Source organism: Agarivorans sp. 2_MG-2023 (genome assembly GCF_030548085.1).
GTDB lineage: Bacteria > Pseudomonadota > Gammaproteobacteria > Enterobacterales > Celerinatantimonadaceae > Agarivorans.
In genome coordinates this window covers 122879-143265 of the sequence record NZ_JAUORQ010000010.1, presented here as the reverse complement: position 1 = coordinate 143265, position 20387 = coordinate 122879, and the positions used below count along the sequence as shown (strand labels likewise).

The following is a 20387-nucleotide window of genomic DNA, read 5'->3' as shown; positions in this document are numbered from 1 at the left end:
TTCCCATCTCCGGTTCGATTCAGTAAACTAAGTCTTCAATCAAGCTGCAAAGCGATCCGCTATTTCAGCCGTTCAATCGATCAGTAGGAAGAATATGAAAGCCTTATTGGTAGTGGCACACGGAAGCCGCCGTCCCCAATCAAATCAAGAAGTGGTCACTCTCGCCGAAGCAATGGCAAACAAGTTGAGTGATTATCAGCAAGTGCACGCCGCGTTTTTGGAGTTAGTTGAACCGAGTATTTCGCAAAAAATCGAGCAGTGTTATCAAACGGGGATCAGGCAAATCGTTATGTACCCGCATTTTCTGGCTGCGGGCACCCATGTTGTGAACGATTTGCCGAGAATAATTGAGCAAGCTAAGCAAGATTACCCTGATTTACATATAGATCTGCAGCCCCATCTCGGTGGTTTTGATGGTTTAGCAGAGTTTATCTGCCAATCGCTTTAATCTAAGTCGCTAAAATCCCTTATGCGTCCTAGTAGCTGCGGTAAGTAATGCGGGTGAGCTAATTGCAATAAACCCTGCCAATTACGATAAGTGAGCGTTTCTTTGAGTAGTAGCATCACTTTAGTCAGTGGCGCATTACGCAGTAACTCTGGGCGATACAAGTAATCACCACCTTCTTGTACAAACCACGAGCTAGACTCAAAGTTTTCGAATAGGTGTTGACGCTCGGCAGTATCACGCAAAATTGAGAGTTGGTTTAAGGTGTCTAAAGATTGAATCTCTAGGCTTAAACTGGCTATTTCATTTAGATGCTGCTGGCTAGGCAAGCTGCGTAAAGAGAACAAGTGCTCCATTAGTGCTTGTGATGCATGGCTTGGTTCTGTAGGGGATGCATATTGAACAACATTATCTATACTCATCGGTCACCTCTTATTATTTCAACCTCCTTGTTGATTAATCTTTCGTCATATCTGATTGGATTCTGAACATATATGAAGGATTGGGCAAGCACCTCGCGGTTATCACTGTTATTCAATTTATGAATTAGCGCATAGAGACTGAGCTGCTTACGTGATAGCCAAAAAGTAAATACGACTAAGGTCGTGCTGTAGAAAGCGATATCTTCAACTAGGCTGAATTCCTGTAACAATAAATCCGCATACTAATTAAAAAGCTAATTTGCAGGGAGAGCTGAATGCTAGCGTATGACATCAAGGAAGTTGAAATGGCAGTATTGCCATCACGACGACGCCGTAATCGACGAAATGCACTCACTAAGTCGGAAATGCATGTAAACGTTTCCACAAAGTCTAAAAGTAAATCTCAATGTGAGTTTGAAGCCAGTATCAACGATGAGTCGAACAGCCGGATACTGTTCCTTGATTAGCCAGCACACAACCCCATGCTCATGCAAAAACACCCCTAAGACTTGGCAAAGATAGTGGTTTCTGTTTTAGTGTTGCAACATTTAATGGTTTGAGAAAAGAACATGAAAGTTGCTAAAGATAGTGTTGTACGTTTTGAGTACACCTTGCACGAAACAGACGGCCCAATGCTAGAAAGCACCCAGCAAGATGCCGTGGCTTATCTACATGGACATAAAGCGATGATTCCCGCTATTGAAGCGGGTCTTGAAGGGAAAGAAGCAGGCGCAGAAATAGCGCTTAGTTTAGCCCCGGAAGACGGCTATGGCGTGCGTGACGAGAATGCAGTCGAACGTATTTCAGTTAAGCATTTACAAGGTGCTAAAAACTGGAAAGCGGGTATGCCTGCAGTGGTACAAACCGAGCAAGGCCCACGCCAAGTTACAGTAGTAAAAGTGGGCAAGTTTATGGCGACTATCGATACTAACCACCCTTATGCCGGCAAACACTTAGACTTTGCCATTAAGCTTGTAGAAGTGCGTGCTGCAACAGAAGAAGAACTGGCACATGGCCATGCTCATGGCGCTGGTGGTCATCAGCATTAATCAATAAACCAGCGCTGCCAAGCGCTGGCTTTAGTACTTAGTTATGCTGGCTCACCAATAGGCTGCTGGCATAACTCTTGGTTTAAAGCACATAGTGTGGCTTTTAAACTTGCCGTTAGAATGTCTTTATCAATGGCTACACCTAGGTAGCGTTTGCCGGCGATTTTGGCTTGAATATAACAAACCGCTTCGGCTTCTGCGCCCTTACTCAAGGCGTGTTCATTGTAATCTAACACCTCAATCTCAATATTGAACTGCTGAGCTAAGCCATTAACAAAAGCTGCTAATGCACCATTTCCGCTGGCCTTTATCTGAAACTGTTCTTGGTCACGTTCTAACAATACCTGCACTTGCTCTTGCTGCTCATAATTGACTTGGTAATTAGCCAACTGATAAGCGCGTTGTTGCTGCAAATACTGGCGCTGAAATAGCTGCCAAATTTTGTCGGGGCTAATTTCTTCACCGCTTTGCTCGGCATCTTGCTGAACCACTGCGCTAAATTCGATAAGCGCCCAACGTGGCAACTGAATCCCATAGTCTTTATCCAAGATATACGCGATGCCGCCTTTTCCGGATTGACTGTTAATGCGGATCACTTCTTGATAATCACGGCCAAGGTCAGCTGGGTCGATGGGTAAATAGGCCACATCCCAGTGCTGTTCTGGCTGTTGAATATCCAAACATTTTTTAATTGCATCTTGGTGGCTGCCAGAAAAGGCAGTAAATACCAACTCGCCCACGTAAGGGTGGCGTGGGTGCACCGGTAATTGGGTGCAAAACTTCACGACTTGAACAATTTCGTCTACATCGGCCAAGTTCAATTGTGGATCAATGCCCTGGCTATACAAGTTCATGGCCATGGTCACAATATCCATATTGCCGGTGCGCTCACCATTGCCTAACAAGGTGCCTTCTACCCGATCTGCGCCAGCCAATTGCCCTAATTCTGCTGCAGCAATGCCGCAACCACGGTCGTTATGGGTATGCTGGCTAATAATTAAATCTTCGCGATTATCGATGTGATGAATAAACCACTCTATTTGATCGGCATAAATGTTGGGAGTAGACATCTCCACAGTCGCTGGCAAATTCAAAATGATCTTTTGGCTGGCTTTAGGCCGCCATTCGGCAACCACGGCATTGCAAATATCCACGGCAAAATCTAATTCTGTGCCAGTAAAACTCTCTGGAGAATACTGAAATTGCCAATTGGTGTCGGGATTGCAGTCTGCATGTTGTTGTAATTCGCGTGCGCCTTTAACTGCTATTTCAATAATCCCGGCTTTATCTAGCTTAAACACTTTGTCGCGTTGCACTTTTGAGGTTGAGTTGTACAAGTGCACAATGGCATTTTTTGCCCCTTTTAAGGCTTCAAATGTCTTTGCAATCAAGGCTGGGCGGGCTTGGGTTAATACTTGAATTGAGACATCGTCTGGGATTTGATTGGTTTCAATAAGCCAGCGAACAAAATCGTAATCAGTAGTAGAAGCGGCTGGAAAGCCCACTTCAATTTGCTTAAAACCTAGTTTGATCAATAACGCGAATAAACGCTGTTTTTGCTCTACCGACATGGGTTCAATAAGGGCTTGGTTACCATCACGTAAATCTACGCTACACCACTGAGGAGCATGAGTAATGGTATTGCTTGGCCATTGTCGTTGAGGCAAAGCGACGGGTTTAAAGGCTTGGTATTTTGAGTGACTAAATTGAGACATGCTAATTTCCTTGATTGCGAGCGTAAGTCATGGGTAAGTAAGGCGAATTGCCAGCCAGCGCTTGCCTAGATAGTGCGCTGACTGCGGCTTAGTCGCAGGGTTTTGATTAACATGATTTTTCTCAACAAGTGAACATGTTGAAAAGTATACGCAAAAGCGAAGGGGGAGTGTATGTTTAAATTGTTGGTATTGAATAATAATGCGCAATCATTGCTGCTTAATCCTGATTAATGAGCAATGATTACGCGTTTTGTTCCGCTGGCGTGATATAGCCAACTAGTGTTACTTAATGGTTTTTTGGTAAACCTTTACCGCTTGTTCTGCTTCGTTAAACAAATAACATTCGTTTAGGTCACAGCTAAGGGTAATTTCAGTGTAACGGGGCACTTGGTGGTCACCGTTTACATGAACTTTGATTCCATCAATTTCGCCCAATTGACCAAACAAATAGGTGGCATTACCAAGGCGTTCGCTCACTTCACTTTGGAAAGCCAGCTTGAGTTCGCCGCTGTCATCTAAGCGCAAGTGCTCTGGGCGAATACCCAGTTGCAGTTTTTCACCTACTGTAACGCTGTTATCTCTCACCTCTATGTTAATTTGCTGGCCGTCTGGTAGCTCTATTGTTGCAGTATTCCCCTCTAATGCTTTTACGGTGCTTGGCATGAAGTTCATTTTTGGAGAGCCAATAAAGCCTGCCACAAACAAGTTCTCTGGGTAATTATAGAGTTCTAGTGGCGAACCTACTTGCTCAATATTACCAGCACGCAATACCACAATTTTATCGGCTAAGGTCATCGCCTCTACTTGGTCGTGAGTTACATAGACCATGGTGGTTTGTAGTTCTTTGTGCAGTTTGGCAATTTGTAAACGCATCTCAACACGCAGCTCTGCGTCGAGGTTTGATAGCGGTTCATCAAACAGGAATACGCGAGGGTCGCGAACAATGGCTCGACCAATTGCAACTCGTTGGCGTTGGCCACCAGAGAGCTCTTTTGGTGTGCGTTGTAGTAAGTTTTCCATCTGCAGTGTTTTGGCTGCCATGGACACTTTTTTATCTATTTCAGCTTTGTCTACGCCATTCATTTTCATGCCAAAACCCATGTTCTCGGCTACGGTCATGTGGGGGTAAAGAGCGTAAGATTGGAATACCATTGCAACGCCGCGCTCGGCCGGGTCAACTTGGTTAACTACTTGATTATCAATGCTTAGTTCGCCGTCGGAAATATCCTCCAAGCCAGCAATCATCCGCAGTAGGGTAGACTTACCACAACCCGATGGGCCAACAAACACGACAAACTCTCCGTGGTTGATGTCTAGGTCTACGCCGTGAATTGTTTCTACTTTGGCATAGCGTTTAACTAAGCCCTTTAGTGTGATATCTGCCATTTTCTATCCCTATCATTGGTCACTTATAATTCTAGCAACTGAACAAGTATGATGTTGATCATAGTTCGTTACTTTACCTTAACAATTGCTTGGTGAAAACGTTTACTTGTCACAATATTTGATCTAAGTTTGATAATAACGATAGATACTAGAACGCTCGAAAGGGCGGTGAAACTTGCTGAAATGCGATGCGTATCAACAGAAATCTGCTATTTATAGCTATATTACTGGATACCGGCAGGCAAATAAGGAACATGGAATGGCGTCGAGTTCTTCAAATAAATCTCAGAAAAATGCCGTAAATACGGCGTCTGAGTTAGTGTCGGGTAAACGATTACGCGCTAGTGACGTAGCACCTTGGATGTTTTTAGGTCCAGCGTTAATCATCTTTTCAATTTATGTTTTGTTTCCAGTACTGGACAGCATCTGGCTCAGCTTTTTTGAGTGGGATGGTTTGGGCGAGAAAACCTTTATTGGTTTTGGAAACTATGTAGAGCTGTTTGACAGCGATCAGTTTTGGACCGCCTTAACCAACAATATTTTATGGATGGTGTTGTTTATGCTGGCGCCACCGATGGGATTGGCTATTGCCCTGTTCTTGAATCAACAGGTATACGGAATACGCTTAGTTAAAGCTTTATTCTTTTTCCCTTTTGTTATCTCACAAGTGGTAGTGGGTTTAGTTTTCTCTTGGTTCTACGACCCGAGCTTTGGCGTACTAAATAGCGTTATTAGCTTCCTCGGAGGTGACCCCATTTCTATTCTCGCCGATGAAGATTTAGTGACCTACGGCATTATTGCTGCGGGTTTATGGCCACAAATTGCCTACTGTATGATTTTGTACCTCACCGGCTTAAACAATCTTAATCACGAACAGCTTGAAGCCGCCCGTTTGGATAACGCCAAAGGCTTCAAAATGCTTTGGTACATCGTATTGCCTCAGTTAAGGCCCGCGACATTTATTGCCATTGTTGTCACAGTGATTGGTGCGCTACGTTCCTTCGACTTAGTGGCAACTATGACTGCTGGCGGACCATGGGGAAGCTCAACCGTACTGGCATACATGATGTACGAAGAATCTATTTTCAACTATCGCATGGGTTACGGTGCTGCGGTGGCTGTAGTGCTATTTTTAATTATGGATATCTATATCGCTTACTTCTTGTGGCGGATGATAAGGAGTGAGAAATAATGTACCCACGTCCTATAGAAAAGGCCTCTGCCTTTACCAATATTAGTTACCGAGTCGCTCTACCTATTTCGATAGTGTTATGGCTACTGCCGTTAATTGCTGTAATGGCAACGTCGGTGCGCTCGTTGGATGACATTAACCAAGGTAATTACTGGGGATGGCCAAGCGAGTGGATGTTGATTGAAAACTATACGCAAGTTTTTACATCAACCCCGATGTTTCAGTATTTATTGAATAGCTTAATTATTACTTTACCTGCGGTAGCTGGCTGTGTGGCCTTGTCGACCATGGCTGGTTTTGCGCTGGCTAAGTACAACTTCAAAGCCAATATTTGGATCTTTGCTACTTTTATTGCAGGTAACTTTGTTCCGTTTCAGATCTTAATGATTCCGGTGCGAGACCTCACTATTCAGTTTGGTTTGTACGATACTCACTGGGCATTGATTTTGTTTCATATTGCCTTCCAAACCGGTTTTTGTACGCTGTTTATGCGTAACTTTATTGTTGGTTTACCTACCGAACTGATTGAATCTGCGCGGGTTGAAGGCGTTAGTGAGTTTAAGATTTTCTGGCATATTGTATTGCCGCTAGTGAAACCGGCAACAGCCGCGTTAGCAGTATTAGTATTTACCTTTATTTGGAATGATTTTTTCTGGGCCTTGGTATTGGTACAAAGCGATGAAGTTCGCCCCGTTACCGCTGGCCTCAGTGCGTTGCAAGGACAATGGTTGGCATCTTGGCAGTTGATATCAGCCGGTGCAGTAGTTGCGGCCTTACCTCCGGTCATACTATTTTTTACCATGCAGCGTCATTTTATTGCTGGGTTGACTCTAGGGGCAACCAAAGGCTAAACGCACCCTCAAGCAATAATGAGGGAAGTAATAAATCCTTCACAAGGACAACAAAAACTAAGGAATGTAAATGATGAGTAAACTAAAACAATGTGGTCAGGCGCTTGCGCTAGCTACTTTAATCAGTGGCTATGCCAATGCAGGTACGCTGATTATTAACTCTGATGCTTCTGACCCTGCACCTAAAGCCGCATTTGCAGAAATCATTGCTGAATTTGAAAAAGAGTACCCAGACATTAAAGTGAAATACAATTTGTATGATCACGAAGCTTACAAAACCACTATCCGTAACTGGTTAGTGACGTCGCCGCCAGATGTTGTTCACTGGTATGCGGGTAACCGTATGAAGGCTTTTGTAGATAAAGGTTTGTTTGAAGATGTGAGTGATATTTGGGAAGCCAACAATATGGCTTCAGATTTTGCTACCGCAGCTCCAGCTATGACGATTGACGGGAAGCAATGGGGTGTTCCTTACACCTACTACCAGTGGGGCATTTACTACCGTAAAGATATCTTCGAGAAGTACGACATCGAAGAACCTTACTTGTGGGAAGAGTTACTTGAAGCCTCTAAGATCCTAAAAGAAAATGGTGTTGCTCCTATAGCGATTGGTACCAAATACCTTTGGACTGCTGCAGGTTGGTTCGACTACATGAACTTGCGAGTAAATGGCTTAGATTTCCACATGGAGTTAATGGAAGGCAAGGTGCCTTACACTGATGCCCGTGTTGTGAAAACTATGAAGAAATGGCAAGAGATGATCGAGCCAGGTTACTTCTTAGAAAACCACGCTTCATACTCTTGGCAAGAAGCGCAGCCGTTCCTATACAACGGTGATGCAGCCATGTACCTGATTGGCAACTTCATTACGCCTAACTTCCCAGAAGACATGAAAGATAAAATGGGCTTTTTCCAATTCCCTATTATCGACCCAACGGTAGGTGTGGCGGAAGATGCGCCAATGGATACTTTACATATTCCTGTAAAAGCCAAGAACAAAGAAGACGCCAGAAAATACCTAGCGTTTATGGCTCGTCCTGAGAACCAAACCAAAATCAATAAAGCCTTATTGCAAATTCCGCCTAACAAGAAGGCTAAAGCTGAAGATAATGAATTCTTGAATAAAGGTGTGGCTATGTTGGGATCTGCAGCAGGTACTGCTCAGTTCTATGACCGCGATACTGATCCTGCAATGGCCAAAGCCGGCATGAAAGGTTTCCAAGAGTTTATGGTTCACCCAGATCGTTTAGATAAGATCTTGAAGGGCTTAGAAAAAACGCGTCAGCGTACATTTAAATAGTTTTATATTTCTTTTCCTTAAGAACATACCTCTAATAAAAAGCCCTGTTTAACAGGGCTTTTTTTTATCTAGAAATTAAAGGCTGCACCAATGTATAGGCCTTTAGTAAAATCTAAATCGGGTTCGTTGCTGTAACGAAACTGAATGGCGCGATAACCAAGGTAAACATCAGCTTGAGGCATAATCGAATAAGCGATTTTGGCATCTAAATCGTAGTAGCGGTTTAACTCGCTGCTCGTTAACACTGACGGAGCGTAATAAGCACTTGCTGACACATTTAAGTTTTGTGCCACAGTAATTTTGTAATCACCACCAATTGCAAACGCGTGCGGGTTTTCTCGGTTGTTTGCCCATAGCTTGGTAAATTTAGCACCGATAGAAAACTTATGAATATCTTGTTGGTGAGTAGCCTTAATACCAAAGTCTGCTAAATCACCCTCTGGACGAGAGTACATGTAGTTAGCGGACATCTCGGCACCCGGTGCAATGGCGGTTGAAAAGCCGGTCTCAAATACGTCGTTATTAAGGTCAAATTTAATTGAGCTAGCAAGGGCGGCGGTGCTACTCATTGCGAAAAGGCTCGCAACTAACAAAGAACGTTTAAACATAAGTTTCCTATATTGATGTTCATCCAGACTAAAACGCCGAGATTGTACCACTATTTTATTTAATTATCTGATAATCGCCTTTATTTTGAACGGATAAGCTGCCTGATCGACAATTAGTTGTTTAATCACAATTAAAGGGGGACAAATTGCCGCTGAGCGAACTAGGGCATCACTAAAATTTCAATTAAAAAACACAGTGTGAATGGCGAGAGTAGCCTATAGTTAGGCTGCTACAACTTGTTGTTGTAATACTCATTAAATGTTTGAAAAGGAGAGCAAACATGCCATTGTTTAATCGTTTAATTGCCGAAGGGATTGGCACATTTTGGTTAGTGTTAGGGGGCTGTGGTAGTGCAGTATTAGCGGCTGCATTTCCTGAGGTAGGCATTGGTCTAGTCGGGGTGTCTATCGCTTTTGGTTTAACTGTACTGACTATGGCGTTTGCTATCGGTCATATATCTGGTTGTCATTTAAACCCAGCGGTCACCATTGGTTTAATGGCTGCAGGGCGCTTCTCTAAGGTTGATGTATTCCCGTACATCTGTGCCCAGTTACTAGGCGGGTTTGTTGGCGCCATTATTTTGTACTTAATTGCCAGTGGTAATGCTGATTACGACCTTGCAAGTCATGGTTTAGCGAGTAACGGTTTTGATATGCACTCGCCAGGTGGTTATAGCCTAATCGCAGCATTAGTATGTGAAATAGTGATGACCTTTATGTTCTTGTTTATCATTTTGGGTGCTACGGATGAGCGCGCACCTGCAGGCTTTGCCCCTATCGCTATTGGTTTAGGATTAACTTTAATCCACCTCATCTCCATTCCGGTCACAAATACCTCGGTAAATCCGGCTCGGAGTACTGCTCCGGCCTTAATTGAAGGTGGTATTGCATTGGGTCAATTGTGGCTATTTTGGGTAGCGCCTATTATCGGTGCAGTATGCGCAGCGTTAATGTACAAACAAATATCAGCTAAAAGCTAAGTGCTAAGTGCATCGAACGAAGCCAGATCTTAAATAATGCTCTTCCTTATATAGAGGGAGAGCATTTTTTTTAGGCGTTTCAGCGTTAAATCTCACTCCAAATTCTTTCTCTTAAGCTGCTGACTAAACGTTGGTTTTAGCCTTGCCACAGGTCTGTTACTATTCTGTTAATGCATGCTAGTTGGCATTAGCTTTAGGCATTACACAACATAATAAAAAAGACCTGTAACCTACATATAAGGACATACCAATGAGAAAGGGATTGCTGTGCTTTGCAGCATTGCTTACCAGCTGCTTAAGCTTGAGCGCTGTGGCTGCTGAAGGAAAAGTGTACAAACTTAAACTGGCGGAGTCTTGGCCGACCAAATTTCCTTTGCTAGATACCGGGGTTCAGCGCTTTGCAAAAATGGCTGAGGAAATGTCAGATGGTCGATTACAAATTCGGGTTGATTCTGCAAACAAACACAAGGCCGCTCTGGGTGTATTTGACTTGGTGAAAAGTGGTCAATACGACATGGGACACTCGGCATCCTACTATTACAAAGGCAAAGTGCCTAACACCATGTTTTTCACTACTATGCCATTTGGTATGACCGCCATGGAGCAACATGCTTGGTATGCATATGGTGGTGGTAAAGAGTTAATGGCCAAAGTTTACGAACCTCACAATTTGCTCACTTATCCTGGTGGTAATACCGGTGTGCAAATGGGCGGTTGGTTTCGTAATGAAATTAACAGTGTTGAAGACCTAAAAAATCTCAAAATGCGGATTCCTGGTTTTGCAGGGGAAGTGTTGGCTAAACTAGGAGCAACACCGGTTAATATTCCTCCTGCCGAGTTATATACAGCCTTAGAGCGAAATACCATTGATGCCTTGGAATGGGTGGGGCCTTCATTAGACTTACGCATGGGTTTTCATAAAATTGCACCTTATTACTACACCGGTTGGCACGAGCCTGGCTCAGAGAACATGTTTTTAATTAATAAGAAGAAGTTTGCAAAGCTGCCAAAAGATCTACAAGTGATATTGGAAACAGCAATGCGCGCAACCGCTTTTGATATTTACGTTGAAGCGACCGCCATGAGTACCAACAACTGGGCAACTATGCTGCAAGAGTACCCAGATATTAAAGTGCGCACTTTTCCTAAAGAAGTATTAGCAGCGCTTAAAAAAGCCAATGACGAGTTGTTGGCTGAGCACGCCACGCGTGACCCACTCGCTAAAGAGATTATTGAGTCACAGCAGGCATTCACTAAAAAAGCCCGCGCTTATACTTTGATTTCTGATTATGGCTACTTAGAAAGTACCAAAGATCTGTAAGCCGCGAAGGCTTTATAAAAAAAGCGGCTTCGGCCGCTTTTTGTTTAGCCATTAACTGATTGGCTAACCCACGTTGATCACTACATTACCGGTGGCGCCGGCTTGCATAACTGCATGATGGGCGTCGGTTGTATCAGCCAAGGCAAAACGCTTGGCAATAACAGGGTTTACAAAGCCCGCTTCGGCCCCTGCATAAATAGCAGCATGAATTTGCTGTAATTGCTGCGGAGTTGCATTGGCTAACGCCATACCCATGATGCAGGCATCTCTAGCCATTAAGTCTCTAGGGTTTATTTCAACGCTACCACGGCTACCAATAACCACCACTCTGCCACCTTTATTCAGCAAGGGCAGATCATCGCCTAAGTTTTGATTCGCCAGCATCTCTAGTACAACGTCTACCTTGCCAGCTTGCTGAAGTGCTTGGTAATGCTCGGGGAGGTGATGGTTGGCGACCACATCCGCACCTTGTTGCTTCAATAGGGCTAAACCAGCATCGCTTCCTGCTGTAGCAAATACCCTGCAACCAGCGGCTTTGGCAAATTGAATTGCTGCTATACCTACGCCGCCACTGGCCCCATGAATCAGTACCGTTTCTGCAGCTTGGCTATTGGCTCTTATAAACAATGCGCGCCAAGCGGTGGCGTAAGGTGTGCCTAAACAAGCACCCTGCTCGAAGCTCAAGTTGTTCGGTAATGGATAAACGTGATTTGGGCTGGCTAAGCACAGTTCGGCGCTAGCGCCACTTAGCGTGCCTGCGCAATAAACTCGTTGGCCTAGTTCAAAGCCTTCCACGTTTTCCCCTAAACCAATAATCGTGCCTGCAGCATCCTTACCGGGAGTGTGTGGGAAGTTAGCCGTGTAGTTGTTAGTGCCTGCCACAATATAGGTGTCAACTGGGTTTACGCCAGCAGCGGCAACCTTGATTAAGATTTGTTGATCGTCGGCCACTAAATCAGGACGTTGATTGAGCTTAAGTTGATCACCATGGAACTCTGCTTGGATCGTTTTCATTAAATTGCTTCCAACCTATGTGAAAAATCTAGATTTAGTCAGCATAACCCAAAAAAGCCGGATGAAAATCCAGCAAATTTCAACACTGTGATCCTTTTTAAGAATTTTAAATGACCATTTTCGACAAAAGACAAATTTTGAAACTGTAATGAAAATGTTTTCAAAGGCTATTTTGGTAATAAAATTACCAAAAACTAAATTTAGTAATATTAAAAGTAATTTTCATAATACTAAATGTGCGGCATGTCGCATAAAATTAAAACCGTAGAAGAAAGTTACTAACAAGAAGCAGCAAGCAGGCGTTATTTACTTTCACATTTAACTAAAACCAATAGGTGGAAATATTATGGAATTATTCGGTTTATATTACGCACTTCGCGCAAAAAACTTTAACAACGAACAAACTGCAGCTCAACGTAGCCGTTAATACAGTTAATTAAATTAGAGGAACAAGATTATGTACGAACTTTTTGGATTAGTAGCCCTTAACTACTTTGGTAAAAACAAAACTGAAGAACAAAAACTTCAAGAACGTAGCCGTTAATTTTACACTAAATAGAGAGAGAATGATTATGATGGATTTTATGGGTTGGGTTGCACTAAGCTACTTACAAAACAAAAAAACTGAAGAACAACGCATTGCTGAATTAAGCCGTTAATTTCAGAACTGCAGTAACAACAGAACAAGCAAGAAAAGAACAAGTAACACAGTAATAACGATGTAATCGCCGATCAGGCGAAAAGCGTTCCTCACACTCACTGAGGAAGCTAATACTCCCAAGCGTTACCCTCTAGAAAGAAACTCTTAAACAGACACCTGCCTTTTGTAACTTTTAATGCCTCCTGATTACACTCGAGCTAACTCGACACAGTCTTGATAGACATGACAGCCTACAACGTGGTCGTTGATCATCCCTACAGCTTGCATAAAGGCGTAGCATATAGTTGGGCCAACAAAGCTAAACCCCGCTTTTTTTAGCGCTTTAGACATAGCTTGAGATTCGAGACTTTCGGTAGGAATATCTTTTGAACTAGCATGTTGATTAACAATGGTTTTTCCGCCAACAAAACTCCAAATGTAGTCACTAAACGTGCCACCTTGCGCTTCAATGGCTAAGTAGCCTTTTGCATTTTTTACTATTGAGTTGATCTTAAGCTTGTTACGCACGATCCCTTTGTTTTGCATTAATCGTTCGCAGTCTTGCTGATCGAATAGGGCAATTTTCTGAGGTTGAAACTGGGCATAAGCTTGATAGTAGTTTTGCTGTTTTCGCAAGATGGTAATCCACGACAAGCCCGCTTGTTGACCGTCTAAACACAGCTTGGCAAATAGCTCTACAGAGTCATAAACTGGCCGTCCCCACGTTTGGTCGTGGTAGTGTTGGTAGTCTTCATCGTCACCGCACCATTGGCAGCGAACCGGCTGTGTTGTTTTAGTCACCTTGCAAATCCTCTTAATGGTTTTGTTTAATGGCTTTCATTGAGCGGATCAATTGATTGTATAGTTACGCTCTGGGTTTCCCCGCTCGTCGCGTTAGAGCTTTCGGCGGGAGGCTCTTCCTCGCTGGGCAGTGCCGGCTCTATTGCCCCCTCAGAGTCTGTTGCTGAATCTGTTTCGTTATCTGCTTGTTCGTCATTGGCGGCGTCTTCAGCTTTAGGTATACCCATTTGCTCGGCGTTTTTCTCAACCACTTTTTTCTTAATTTGCTCGCCTTGCTGTTCGAGATCTTCAATGCTTCGCTGCTCGCCTAAGTTGTAGACAGCGTAACCGGCACTCACAAACTGATCTTGGGCTCGGCCTAATACCATGGCATTAAATGGAGCATTAATAAGTTCCACCTCTTCAGTAATGGGGTTACTAATCTCACCCAATAACTGACCTTTTTTGACCTTTTGCCCAAGGCTGACTTTGTTAATCAAGATCCCGCCTTGGCGAGAACGGATCCACTCAGAGGCGTAAAATACTGGCTGAGGTGATGACCAAAAAAATGAACGAGGCAGCATTTCAATCGCGCTTAAATAGCTGCGCAGCGCCTTAGCTCCAGTTTCTACAAGCTTCACATCAACCGTAAATGGGCCGCCAACTTCCATGACTACCGCAGGTATACCAGCGGCAGTAGAAGCACCACGTAAACTGCCGGGAGGGGCGATGCTTTGCAATACCGGAATTGCGCCAAAATGACTGGCTAATTCAGATACGGCTGGCAGGGTAATATCGGCGCGTAACTGGCTTACGTTTTCTCGGTACATAGAACCAGAGTGCAGGTCGATGACACTATCACAGTGACGAATGATGCTAGTGAACAAGCTATGGGCTACTCGAGAAGCGGTAGAGCCGTTAGGGTCACCAGGGAACGCTCGGTTAAGGTCGCGACGATCAGACATGTAGCGATCTTTACGCCACAAGCCGTCAATGTTAACCACTGGCACCGAAATAATGGTGCCTTTGAGATCTTCTGATTTTAAGTTTTGCACTACCCGGCGCGCAATCTCTACTCCGTTTACTTCATCGCCATGAATCGCTGCCGTTAAACATACCCTAGGACCGGGCTCTTTACCGTGAATAACCACCACTGGGGTGGCGAGTTCAAAACCACCTGGTAAGTGACCAGAATACCAATCTAGAGTTGCAGTGCTGTTAGGGCTAAGTTCGGTATTCAGTAAAGTTAAAGGGCCCCAAACGGGTTCTTGAGCCGCTTCGTCAATGGCGGTTTCTACATCTTCCTTGGCTGGCGTATTTTTGCCCACAACAATAGGAATAATTGGCTTAGGTTGATCGGGCAGTTCTAGCGCTTCGCTAGTCTTAGCGCTTAGCGCATCATTGTTAGTGCTTGTGTTATCTGTGCCTGTGCTATCAATATCAGCGTTGTTGACTGGGCTGCTTGAGTTTTGCGTTTGTTCTGATGATGGGGCGGCCTGCTTGAGCTCGGCAGGTTCACTAAGGTCGGCTTGTTCTGCTTCCGATAGCTTTGGATTCATCACCTCTTCATATTGATCTTCTTGCTCTGTGGCAAAGGCAGTAAAACTGAAACACAACAAAACAAACAAAACACAACGTGACATAGCGTCTCCAATTAAAACAAATGGTTTGGCACTAAAGCAATGCGAACAGCAAATGCAGCAACAGTGATTAAAGCAGGTTTAGGCTAGTGCTGCTTGTATTAATACATTACGTGGACTGGTTTGGAAGGGGAAAAGTTCCGTTAATCCAACTTGATAACCGTGTTCTTGTAAAAACAGACTGCGATCTAGCAACAGCCAGTGTTCCATTATGGGCCTAAACAGGTGCTGTACCAACTCTATTTGTCGTACTAATAGGTGGCGTTGCTTACCCAAGCATAAATAATGCTGCCAATCGAGATTGGCTGGCGCTGTTAGCGAGTGCTGTTGGCAAGCCCAATGAGCAAAATCATTAAACGGTTTACCTTGGGCAAACCAATGCTTCGCTACTGAAGGTAGCGCTTGGTAGTGAGTCTCTCCACTGAGCGCTTCGCGCAAACATTGATAACTTAAACGCCAATGAATTTCTCTTTGGCGCAGTGTTTGTACTCGCTGTCCTGATGTGACTGATTGGGCGACCGCTAAACGCAAATCTTGCTTGGTTAAATGCAATACGCTTTGCTTAGCGCGAGCTGACAAGGCTTGATAGTGCTCGCCGGTAATTAGGTGGTAACAACAGGGGCACAGGCTAAGCTCTTGGGTTTTACTTTGAACGGCTGAACGCAACAGCTGTAAATGCAGTTCGCCACAGGCATGTAAGGCAACGGCATGTTGCTGGGGTTTTACATACTGATGGGAGTCAGCGTTTAACACGTCACAGTGATGAAAATGCTGATCTACATTGAACTGCTTGGCGAGCTGCTCACCGTGTTCGCATAAGCTGGCTTGCCATTCCAAACTAGTTACGGGGAGCTGGTGGTGAAAGCTAATCAATCGACCAAGGTGACCCTTACCTGCACACCATTCTAAAATGGGTAGTTTTGTATCGCTCAGTTGCTGACTAAAGGCTTGGATCTGCTCAGCTTTTCGCCCTTTAATGCCAGTGTTAAACCAAAAGGGAGTAGACAAAGGCTGTTGTTTGGCTGGGGTAAGTGACCACTGCTCAAGACATGGGCTTAACTCTGGGAAAAATTCAGCGAAGTGAGCAAGGGCTAACGCAGGCTCTAATTCCAGCTGGTTGATTTGGGTTTCGCTTAGGCTTTGTAAGCTATTTAGCAACCCTGGGTTGTGCCAAGGCAATTGCTGATGCTGAAAAGGGGTGAGTTGCCAGTAGGCTTGATATCTGCTTAGCAAGTGATCATGTTGGCTAAATTGAGCGTGTAAAGCCTGTGGCGCTAGTGCTTGAAACATTGCTTAAGACAAGCCTTGGTAGCGGCCGCTTTTATGATTAAGGGCTATGACTATGTTTAAGGCGGCAGCGCCTGCAATAGACCATAGCAGCACGCTAAGTGGTACCAAAAAGTAAGATGCTGCCACAATGACAATGTCTAGCGCCATTTGCACGTGTCCGGCTCGAATATTAAAGCGCTTTTGTAGATATAGTGCCAGAATATTTACTCCACCTAAGCTGCCTTTATGGCGGATCAAAATAAGCATACCGGTACCAATTAAAAAACCACCTGCCACAGCGGCATAGGCGCGATTGAGCGCCGCGATATCAATCACAAGGTGCATGTAATCGGTAAACAAGGACACCAGTAATACACACGCTATAGTTCGAAAGGTGAAGGCGGCACCCATTTTGACAAAGCCTAATACAAAAAAGGGTAGGTTAATAATTAAGAAGATTTGGCCAAAGGAGAGGTCTAAAAATTGGTTTGCGAGTAAGGCTAAACCAGCGGTACCTCCGGTAAGTAGCTGAGTCTCTTTAAAAAAGAATACCCCTAAAGCCACCATGGTGGTGCCAATTAACAAGGCTAATATATCTTCTAAAAGATTGTGCCGTTCCATTGAGCTTCCGTTATTAAATACTGACAGTGAATAATAGCATCGCCAGTCAGTGTTTGAGATAAATCGCTATATGAAATCATAGAAACAAAAAAAACCACCATGATTATTACTCATAGTGGTTTTATCTGTTTATGCTACAGGCCGCTTAGTGGCTAAATTAGCTTTTTTCGCGGGCAATCGCGCGGTAACCAATATCGTTGCGGTGGAACATGCCTTCCCACGATACTTTTTTCACTAGCTCATAAGTATTAGCTTGTGCTTCGGTTACGGTATTGCCTAATGCTGTGGCACATACAACTCGGCCACCATTAGTGACAATGTTACCGTCTTTATCGGCAGTACCTGCGTGGAACACTTTTGCGCTATCGCTTTCTTCGCTAAGGCTTGGCAAGGTGATTACATCACCTTTTGGGTAAGAGCCTGGGTAACCTGCTGCTGCGAGTACTACACCCATAGCTGGGCGGGCATCAAACTTGGCGGTCTGGGTATCTAGTTTTCCGTCTACAGCAGCTAAACATAGTTCAACAATGTCTGATTGCATACGCATCATAATAGGCTGCGTTTCAGGGTCGCCAAAGCGGCAGTTATACTCAATAATTTTTGGCGAACCATCGGCCATAATCATTAAACCAGCGTACAAGAAACCAGTGTATTCATTGTCCTCTGCAGTCATGCCTTTAACGGTAGGCATAATCACTTCATCCATAATGCGCTGGTGGATTTCAGCTGTAACCACTGGAGCCGGTGAATAAGCACCCATGCCGCCGGTGTTTAAGCCGCTGTCGCCGTCACCCACACGTTTGTGGTCTTGGCTAGTGGCCATGGCGAGTACATTTTTACCATCAACCATTACGATGAAGCTGGCTTCTTCGCCATCTAAAAACTCTTCGATAACAACGCGTGAACCGGCTTCACCAAAGGCGTTGTCGGCTAGCATGTCTTCAATCGCAGCAATTGCTTCGGCTTCGGTCATGGCAACAATCACGCCTTTACCTGCAGCTAAGCCATCGGCTTTAACAACAATAGGTGCACCTTGTTCTTTCACGTAGGCAATAGCAGGCGCTACTTCGGTAAAGGTTTGGTAGTAACCAGTAGGAATGTCGTGACGCGCTAAGAAATCTTTAGTGAATGACTTAGAGCCTTCAAGCTGAGCTGCTTTTTCGGTAGGACCGAAAATCTTCAGGCCCGCGGCACGAAAGGCATCAACCACACCAATTACTAGTGGCGCTTCTGGGCCAACAATGGTCAGTTCAACTTTGTTATCCTGAGCAAAACTTAGCAAGCCAGCGATGTCTTCAACACCAATTTCTACGTTTTCGAGCTTAGGCTCAAGGGCTGAACCAGCGTTACCTGGGGCAACAAATACTTTTTCAACTAAAGGAGATTGCGCAGCCTTCCATGCTAGAGCATGTTCGCGGCCACCGCCGCCAATCACAAGTACATTCATTTTGTCTATCCAATACTGAGTAAACGAGGCTTGGCTTAGCAAGCCGAAATACAAAACAGCCAGCGCGAGGCTGGCTGTTGGTTTTTAGTGGTAGAAGTGGCGCATGCCAGTAAATACCATAGCCATGCCATGTTCATCGGCTGCGGCAATCACTTCATCATCACGCATTGAACCACCAGGCTGAATTACACAGGTAATACCTGCTTCAGCTGCTGCGTCGATACCATCGCGGAACGGGAAGAAGGCGTCTGATGCCATTACACTTCCGGCTACTTCTAGGTTTTCGTCGGCCGCTTTAATACCAGCAATTTTGGCACTGTAAACGCGGCTCATTTGACCAGCGCCAACACCAATGGTCATGTTGCCTTTAGCATATACAATCGCGTTAGATTTAACGTATTTTGCTACTTTCCAGCAGAATAGTGCATCGCGCAACTCTTCTTCACTCGGTTGGCGTTTGCTTACTACGCTTAAGTCGCTTGGGTTTACCATGCCTTGGTCACGGTCTTGAACTAACAAACCGCCGTTTACACGCTTAAGCTGTAAGCCAGTGGTTTTAGTAGACCATTCGCCACACTCTAACAAACGTACGTTTTTCTTAGCGGCAACAATTTGTGCTGCGGCTTTAGAGATTGCTGGAGCAATAATCACTTCAACAAACTGACGAGAAACAATCGCTTCAGCGGTATCAGCATCTAACTCGCGGTTAAAGGCAATAATGCCGCCAAATGCAGAGGTAGGGTCGGTTTGGTAAGCACGTTCGTAAGCCTGTTGAATGTTATCGCCTAGCGCCACACCACAAGGGTTAGCGTGTTTTACGATGACACAACAAGGTTGGTTAAATTCTTTTACACACTCTAGTGCAGCATCGGTATCGGCAATGTTGTTAAACGACAAGGCTTTACCTTGTAGTTGAGTGGCAGTAGATACTGACGCTTCTTCAATGTTGTTTTCTACGTAAAAAGCAGCTGCTTGGTGGCTGTTTTCGCCATAGCGCATGTCTTGCTTCTTAGTGAATTGGCTATTGAAGGTACGTGGGAATTTGCTTTCTTCGTCGCCTTCTTTGTTGTCGCCATAGCTTGGTACCATGGTGCCGAAGTAGTTAGCGATCATGCCGTCGTATGCAGCAGTATGCTCAAAAGCGGCAATGGCTAAGTCAAAGCGCGTTGCGTGTGCGAGTGATTTGTCGTTGCTGGCCATTTCAGCCAATACGCGATCGTAGTCAGAAGCATTTACCACAATGGTTACGTCTTTGTGGTTTTTAGCCGCGCTGCGCACCATGGTAGGGCCACCGATGTCGATGTTTTCAACCGCATCTTCAAGGCTACAATCTGGGTTAGCAACTGTGGCTGCAAATGGGTATAGGTTTACTACTACCATATCGATAGCGTTGATGCCGTGAGTTTCCATCACTTCATCATCGGTACCACGTCGACCTAGTATGCCACCATGTACTTTTGGGTGAAGGGTCTTAACACGTCCATCCATCATTTCAGGAAAGCCGGTGTAGTTAGAAACTTCAATCACTTCAATGCCGTTTTCGGCAAGTAGTTTAGCGGTGCCACCAGTAGACAAGATCTCTACGCCTTGTTGGGCTAAAGATCGAGAAAATTCGATGATGCCTGTTTTATCTGAAACACTGATCAGTGCACGTCGAATTGGTCGAGCGTTTTCCATTGGAGTTTTATCCTCATTAGCAGTTATATG

The 20387-nt window shown here is 44.6% G+C and carries 19 protein-coding genes; 8 read left to right on the top strand and 11 right to left on the bottom strand.

All coding sequences use genetic code 11. From position 1 onward, the window contains the following. The first annotated feature begins 94 nt into the window (after nt 1-94). Nucleotides 95-448, top strand: a complete 354-nt coding sequence (locus tag Q4549_RS15780) for a sirohydrochlorin chelatase (protein WP_303553315.1) — start codon at nt 95-97, stop codon at nt 446-448. Here the strand turns inward: Q4549_RS15780 and Q4549_RS15775 are convergent. Continuing rightward, nucleotides 445-867 carry a hypothetical protein gene (locus Q4549_RS15775; RefSeq protein WP_303515861.1) on the bottom strand — a complete coding sequence of 141 codons (423 nt, stop codon included), beginning with the start codon at nt 865-867 and terminating at the stop codon, nt 445-447. The genes Q4549_RS15780 and Q4549_RS15775 overlap by 4 nt on opposite strands. Nucleotides 868-1142: 275 nt before the next feature. Here Q4549_RS15775 and Q4549_RS15770 point away from each other — a divergent pair, with 275 nt between their 5' ends. Both Q4549_RS15770 and Q4549_RS15765 read left to right on the top strand, forming a co-directional pair. Then, entirely contained in the window at nt 1143-1334 is a 192-nt protein-coding gene (locus Q4549_RS15770) for a hypothetical protein (protein ID WP_303553316.1), read from the top strand. Nucleotides 1335-1436: 102 nt separating this feature from the next. Further along, nucleotides 1437-1916, top strand: a complete 480-nt coding sequence (locus Q4549_RS15765) for a peptidylprolyl isomerase (protein WP_137673802.1) — start codon at nt 1437-1439, stop codon at nt 1914-1916. 41 nt (nt 1917-1957) lie between these two features. On the opposite strand, the gene leuA is transcribed toward Q4549_RS15765, so the two are convergent. After that, on the bottom strand, nt 1958-3631 hold the full coding sequence (gene leuA, locus Q4549_RS15760) for a 2-isopropylmalate synthase (protein WP_303553317.1): 1674 nt from the start codon (nt 3629-3631) through the stop codon (nt 1958-1960). A gap of 282 nt (nt 3632-3913) precedes the next feature. Then, nucleotides 3914-5017 (bottom strand): ABC transporter ATP-binding protein, encoded by a 1104-nt coding sequence (locus tag Q4549_RS15755; protein WP_303553318.1) that lies wholly within the window; start codon nt 5015-5017, stop codon nt 3914-3916. A gap of 259 nt (nt 5018-5276) precedes the next feature. Here Q4549_RS15755 and Q4549_RS15750 point away from each other — a divergent pair, with 259 nt between their 5' ends. The 3 genes from Q4549_RS15750 (at nt 5277) to Q4549_RS15740 (ending at nt 8360) form a co-directional block, all read left to right on the top strand. Beyond that, complete coding sequence (locus Q4549_RS15750; RefSeq protein ID WP_174235951.1) at nt 5277-6209, top strand: carbohydrate ABC transporter permease; 933 nt, start codon at nt 5277-5279, stop codon at nt 6207-6209. Then, nucleotides 6209-7060 carry a carbohydrate ABC transporter permease gene (locus tag Q4549_RS15745; RefSeq protein WP_137673805.1) on the top strand — a complete coding sequence of 284 codons (852 nt, stop codon included), beginning with the start codon at nt 6209-6211 and terminating at the stop codon, nt 7058-7060. The genes Q4549_RS15750 and Q4549_RS15745 overlap by 1 nt, the downstream gene beginning before the upstream one ends. Nucleotides 7061-7130: 70 nt before the next feature. Then, the gene (locus Q4549_RS15740; RefSeq protein ID WP_201798745.1) at nt 7131-8360 is read left to right on the top strand and encodes an ABC transporter substrate-binding protein; all 1230 of its coding nucleotides are present in this window, start codon (nt 7131-7133) and stop codon (nt 8358-8360) included. A 68-nt stretch (nt 8361-8428) separates the two neighbouring features. Here Q4549_RS15740 and Q4549_RS15735 read toward each other — a convergent pair whose 3' ends face one another. Beyond that, nucleotides 8429-8968, bottom strand: a complete 540-nt coding sequence (locus Q4549_RS15735; protein WP_137673806.1) for a YfaZ family outer membrane protein — start codon at nt 8966-8968, stop codon at nt 8429-8431. A gap of 281 nt (nt 8969-9249) precedes the next feature. On the opposite strand from Q4549_RS15735, the gene aqpZ reads away from it, so the two are divergent. After that, nucleotides 9250-9948, top strand: coding sequence for an aquaporin Z (gene aqpZ, locus Q4549_RS15730; RefSeq protein WP_137673807.1), 699 nt, complete (start codon nt 9250-9252; stop codon nt 9946-9948). A 250-nt stretch (nt 9949-10198) separates the two neighbouring features. Continuing rightward, nucleotides 10199-11269 (top strand): TRAP transporter substrate-binding protein, encoded by a 1071-nt coding sequence (locus Q4549_RS15725; RefSeq protein ID WP_303515848.1) that lies wholly within the window; start codon nt 10199-10201, stop codon nt 11267-11269. A gap of 63 nt (nt 11270-11332) precedes the next feature. On the opposite strand, the gene Q4549_RS15720 is transcribed toward Q4549_RS15725, so the two are convergent. The 7 genes from Q4549_RS15720 to purH all read right to left on the bottom strand — a co-directional run bounded on the left by Q4549_RS15720 (nt 11333) and on the right by purH (nt 20357). Continuing rightward, nucleotides 11333-12283, bottom strand: coding sequence for an NADPH:quinone reductase (locus Q4549_RS15720; RefSeq protein WP_303553319.1), 951 nt, complete (start codon nt 12281-12283; stop codon nt 11333-11335). An 847-nt stretch (nt 12284-13130) separates the two neighbouring features. Next, nucleotides 13131-13724 (bottom strand): DNA-3-methyladenine glycosylase I, encoded by a 594-nt coding sequence (locus tag Q4549_RS15715; RefSeq protein ID WP_303553320.1) that lies wholly within the window; start codon nt 13722-13724, stop codon nt 13131-13133. Between the two features lie 26 nt (nt 13725-13750). Beyond that, on the bottom strand, nt 13751-15346 hold the full coding sequence (locus Q4549_RS15710; protein ID WP_303553321.1) for a succinylglutamate desuccinylase/aspartoacylase family protein: 1596 nt from the start codon (nt 15344-15346) through the stop codon (nt 13751-13753). A 78-nt stretch (nt 15347-15424) separates the two neighbouring features. Beyond that, a complete protein-coding gene (locus Q4549_RS15705) occupies nt 15425-16633 on the bottom strand; it encodes a methyltransferase (RefSeq protein WP_303553322.1) in 1209 nt (402 codons plus the stop codon). 3 nt (nt 16634-16636) lie between these two features. After that, nucleotides 16637-17233, bottom strand: coding sequence for a YitT family protein (locus Q4549_RS15700; RefSeq protein WP_137673813.1), 597 nt, complete (start codon nt 17231-17233; stop codon nt 16637-16639). A gap of 157 nt (nt 17234-17390) precedes the next feature. Further along, the gene (gene purD, locus Q4549_RS15695; protein WP_303553323.1) at nt 17391-18680 is read right to left on the bottom strand and encodes a phosphoribosylamine--glycine ligase; all 1290 of its coding nucleotides are present in this window, start codon (nt 18678-18680) and stop codon (nt 17391-17393) included. A gap of 84 nt (nt 18681-18764) precedes the next feature. Then, nucleotides 18765-20357: a bifunctional phosphoribosylaminoimidazolecarboxamide formyltransferase/IMP cyclohydrolase gene (gene purH / locus Q4549_RS15690; protein ID WP_303515833.1), complete on the bottom strand. Its 1593-nt coding sequence runs from the start codon at nt 20355-20357 to the stop codon at nt 18765-18767. Nucleotides 20358-20387: the final 30 nt, after the last annotated feature.